Annotated in this window: 6 protein-coding genes and 1 tRNA gene; 2 read left to right on the top strand and 5 right to left on the bottom strand. The window is 62.3% G+C overall.

The genetic code is table 11. From position 1 onward, the window contains the following. Window positions 1-222 (bottom strand): septal ring lytic transglycosylase RlpA family protein (locus tag AC1DUU_RS25970; protein WP_476786248.1); only part of this gene is annotated, 222 nt, incomplete at its 3' end. Between the two features lie 307 nt (window positions 223-529). On the opposite strand from AC1DUU_RS25970, the gene AC1DUU_RS25965 reads away from it, so the two are divergent. Beyond that, window positions 530-718: a hypothetical protein gene (locus tag AC1DUU_RS25965; RefSeq protein ID WP_476786247.1), complete on the top strand. Its 189-nt coding sequence runs from the start codon at window positions 530-532 to the stop codon at window positions 716-718. 182 nt (window positions 719-900) lie between these two features. Then, window positions 901-1275 (top strand): SPW repeat domain-containing protein, encoded by a 375-nt coding sequence (locus AC1DUU_RS25960; protein ID WP_476786246.1) that lies wholly within the window; start codon window positions 901-903, stop codon window positions 1273-1275. Between the two features lie 236 nt (window positions 1276-1511). On the opposite strand, the gene AC1DUU_RS25955 is transcribed toward AC1DUU_RS25960, so the two are convergent. From AC1DUU_RS25955 to AC1DUU_RS25940, 4 genes are all read right to left on the bottom strand, one after another. Further along, a tRNA-Leu gene (locus AC1DUU_RS25955) sits at window positions 1512-1596 on the bottom strand. 180 nt (window positions 1597-1776) lie between these two features. Further along, complete coding sequence (locus tag AC1DUU_RS25950; RefSeq protein WP_476786245.1) at window positions 1777-2394, bottom strand: 2,3-bisphosphoglycerate-dependent phosphoglycerate mutase; 618 nt, start codon at window positions 2392-2394, stop codon at window positions 1777-1779. A gap of 44 nt (window positions 2395-2438) precedes the next feature. Further along, on the bottom strand, window positions 2439-3248 hold the full coding sequence (gene dapB, locus AC1DUU_RS25945) for a 4-hydroxy-tetrahydrodipicolinate reductase (RefSeq protein WP_476786244.1): 810 nt from the start codon (window positions 3246-3248) through the stop codon (window positions 2439-2441). A 104-nt stretch (window positions 3249-3352) separates the two neighbouring features. After that, on the bottom strand, window positions 3353-3782 hold a 430-nt coding region (locus AC1DUU_RS25940), incomplete at its 5' end, for a glucokinase (RefSeq protein ID WP_476786243.1).

The raw sequence follows: 3782 nt of genomic DNA, 5'->3' as shown, positions 1-3782 counted from the left end.
ACCGTTCTTCTGGTTGGTCACCTTGAGCTTGGTGCCGAAGGGAAGCGAACGATGCGCTGCGGTCATGGCCGATGGATTCATGCGCTCGCCCGAAGCTGTCTTCGAGTTCAGCGCGTACCAGGATGCACCGCCGCATTGGGCCGAGGCGGTACCGGTGGAGGCTAGAAACATCATGCTGGCGGCAATGGCGGCCGCCGCGATCGCGGGCTTGGCGTTCTTCATCTTCTGGTTAACACTCCGTTGATTGTACACACGGAGCGGTTTCAACCTAAATGTGGCAGCGAATGGGGCAACCTTCGGGCGGTTCCATGACGAGCGCACACGTTTGGAGTCTCTGGGTAACAGTTTGTCAGAGTCAAAGTGCCTGGCGTAAGGAATATTTTCACACTTGCAGGCGTCGAGCGCAGGTGATCGGGAGATCAGTGGAATCTATGCGTACGAAGTAACTGTCGGAAATACTTCCCAAGGTTCGCGGATTCCAAGCTCTGGCAAGGAGTTCTGGGACCTTCAATCGAAGTGGATTGTCGTGATGAGAATCGCAGGCAATATATTCGCCGGGCTCGCTGCAGTGCTCGGCGTCGTCTGGATGTTGCAGGGCGCAGGCTGGCTCGGCGGCAGCTTCATGACCGGGCAGACCAGGTGGTTCTGGATCGGGCTTGCAACCACGCTATGCGGTTGTGCCGGCCTGTTGTGGCTCCATCGCCACCGACGCGGATGAGGGACGGGCTGTCCCTGCTTCGTGAGCAGAGCAGTCCTTCTTCGTCATTGAACTTATTGCGTTTTTTTGAGATAATGCTGCCAGTGCGAAGAACGCCCGACTGAGGAGTTCGACAGGCACGCACACATAGTCCTCACGGGCGCTCGAGCTTAACTCGAACGTATCCGAAGAGGATTTTTATCATGGCAACCCTTGAGAAAATGGCCCCCGCTGGCCTCATGCAACACCGGCGCTGGGAGGACATCGCGTCGATGATCCTCGGCGTCGCGATCATTGCCTCGCCGATGCTGCTCGGCAATGCCGGCATGCCCAAGATGGTGGCGGTCACAGCGCTTGTGGGCGCTGCCGTCGTGGTGCTCGCCGGCCTGGAGCAGGTCTTCCTGCGGCGCTGGGAGGAATTCCTGTCGCTGCTGTGCGGCGCCTGGATGATCATCTCGCCATTCTTCTTCCAGTATGGCGGCGCGCTGCGCAGCTGGCACATCGGCCTTGGCATCGCAGTGGCGGCACTGGCCGTGCTGGAACTCTGGCAGGATCGCAACCGCAACCTTGAGGCATGACGCATCGCCGAGAATGAACCTGGCCCGGGGTTTAGGGATCAGCTCTATGTCTACCGTCGTTCAGGTCGAAGCTTGTCCGACGGGTGCTGGCATCGCTGACTTGGATCGGCCCGATTGATGCGGCGCTCGCGACAGGCGGCGTGGATGCGCTGAAATTCAGGCAATAAAAAAGCCCGGCAAAACCGGGCTTTTTTTGAGTGTTTCTCGACAGCAAGGAGCTATCTGAAACAGGAAACTGGTGCCCAGAAGAGGACTCGAACCTCCACGCCTCGCGGCACACGGACCTGAACCGTGCGCGTCTACCAATTCCGCCATCTGGGCTGGTGGCGGTGATGTAAGCGGGCGAAGCGACTGTGTCAACGCGCTTTTTCAGCTTTTGCCGACGAATGCTGCGACGGGTTGGAATTGTCGCATTCAAGCATGCCGCATGACGCAGGGGCAGGCGGCATATCGAAGCCGGCGAAGCGTTGGGAGCCGCGAATTCGCAGCTCCCTTATAAGCTTACGCCAGCACTTCCTTGGAAGCCACGGTCGAATCAGCGTTGAGCTTGTAGACGATCGGCACACCGGTCCCGAGTTCGAGCTTCACGATGTCCGGACCCGAAATGCCTTCAAGCGCCATGATCAGCGCGCGCAGCGAATTGCCATGCGCTGCGACCAGGACCGTGCCGCCGCGCAGCACGTGCGGCTGCATGTCATGCATGTAGTAGGGCCATACGCGCGCGCCGGTGTCCTTGAGGCTCTCGCCGCCGGGCGGCGGGGTGTCGTAGGAGCGGCGCCAGATATGGACCTGCTCCTCGCCCCACTTGGCGCGGGCATCGTCCTTGTTGAGGCCGTTGAGGTCGCCATAGTCGCGCTCGTTGAGCGCCTGGTTGCGGATGGTCTTGAGGTCGCTCTGACCGGTGGCGTCGAGGATATGCTGGCAGGTCTTTTGCGCACGCATCAGGGCCGAGGTGTAGGCGATGTCGAACTTCAGCCCGCGCGCATTGAGCTTCTGGCCGGCGGCCTTGGCTTCGGCGGTGCCCTGCTCGGTCAGGTCGACGTCGCGCCAGCCGGTGAACAGGTTCTTCAAGTTCCATTCGCTCTGGCCGTGACGGACGAGCACGAGAGTTCCGGACATTTTTGCTCCCTTGAGATTGAGATGATGAGGCTGGATTCGGTTGACTAGAGGCCGAGAACGTCGCGCATCGAGTAAAGCCCAGGCTTGCGGCCGTGCGCCCATAGCGCTGCCTTGACGGCGCCGCGGGCGAAGATGGTGCGGTCCTCGGCTTGATGCGACAGGGTGATGCGTTCGCCGGTGCCGGCCAGGATGACGGAATGGTCGCCGACGACCGAGCCGCCGCGCAGCGCGGCAAAGCCGATCGTGCCGGCCTCGCGCACGCCGGTGTGGCCGTCACGCACGCGCACGCTCTTCTCGGCCAGCGCGATCTTGCGGCCTTCGGCCGCCGCCTCGCCGAGAAGCAGCGCCGTGCCCGAAGGCGCGTCGACCTTGTGGCGGTGGTGCATTTCAAGGATTTCGATGTCGAAGTCGCTGGGCCCGAGCGCCTGGGCAGCCTTTTCAACCAGCACCGCGAGCAGGTTGACGCCGAGGCTCATATTGCCCGACTTGACGATGGTGGCATGGCGCGCGGCAGCAGCGATCCTGGCGTCGTCTTCCGGCGAACAGCCGGTGGTGCCGATGACATGGGCAATGCGCGCCTGGCCGGCGTAGCCGGCGAATTCGACGGTCGCAGCCGGGACGGTGAAATCGAGCACGCCGTCGGCCTTGGCAAAGGCTGCCAGCGGATCGTCGGTGATTTCGACATTGATGATGCCGATGCCGGCGAGTTCGCCTGCGTCCTTGCCGAGATGCGGCGAACCGGCACGCTCAATGGCGCCGACGACGCGAACGCCCTCCATGGCGTGGACGGTGCGCAACAGCACCTGACCCATTCGCCCGGCGGCACCGACCACCACAAGACCCATGTCGCTCATTGTCAGCTCCTTGCGGCGTCTTCAAACAGGCAGCCCTGTCGCTGCGCGAAAACTGCGCCCCTCATAAAGCATGACGTGCGAAGGGGAAACCGCCTTTTGGTAGGCTAAAGGCGCCAGCGCCGGTCGCCAGTCTCGACGCCGAACAGTTCTGGCGTGCGCGCATAGGCGGCGAGGCCGGCAAGGGCTGCCAGTGGATGCGTGATGACATAGACCGGCATCGAGGCCATCAGTTCGCGATGCGGGGCCTTGTCTTCGAAAGCCTCGCGGAAATTGCCCTGTTTCAGCGCCGGTACGATCTTCTGGGCAATGCCACCGGTGAGATAGACGCCGCCCTTGCTCTTGAACACCAGCGCCAGGTCGCCAGCGGTACGTCCAAGGCAGGTGACGAAAATGGAAAGGGCTTCTTCGGCAATCACGTCGCTGCCGGCAAGCGCTGCAGCGGTGACTTCAGCCGGCTGGGTGAGGGTGGGGGCCTTACGGTCTGCCGTGGCCACGGCGCGATAGGTGTTGACCAGGCCGCGCCCGCACAGGTTC

The organism is Aminobacter sp. P4_H6_2 (assembly GCF_056400805.1).
The sequence above is the reverse complement of the archived record's forward strand: the minus strand, read 5'-3'. Positions and strand labels throughout refer to the sequence as shown.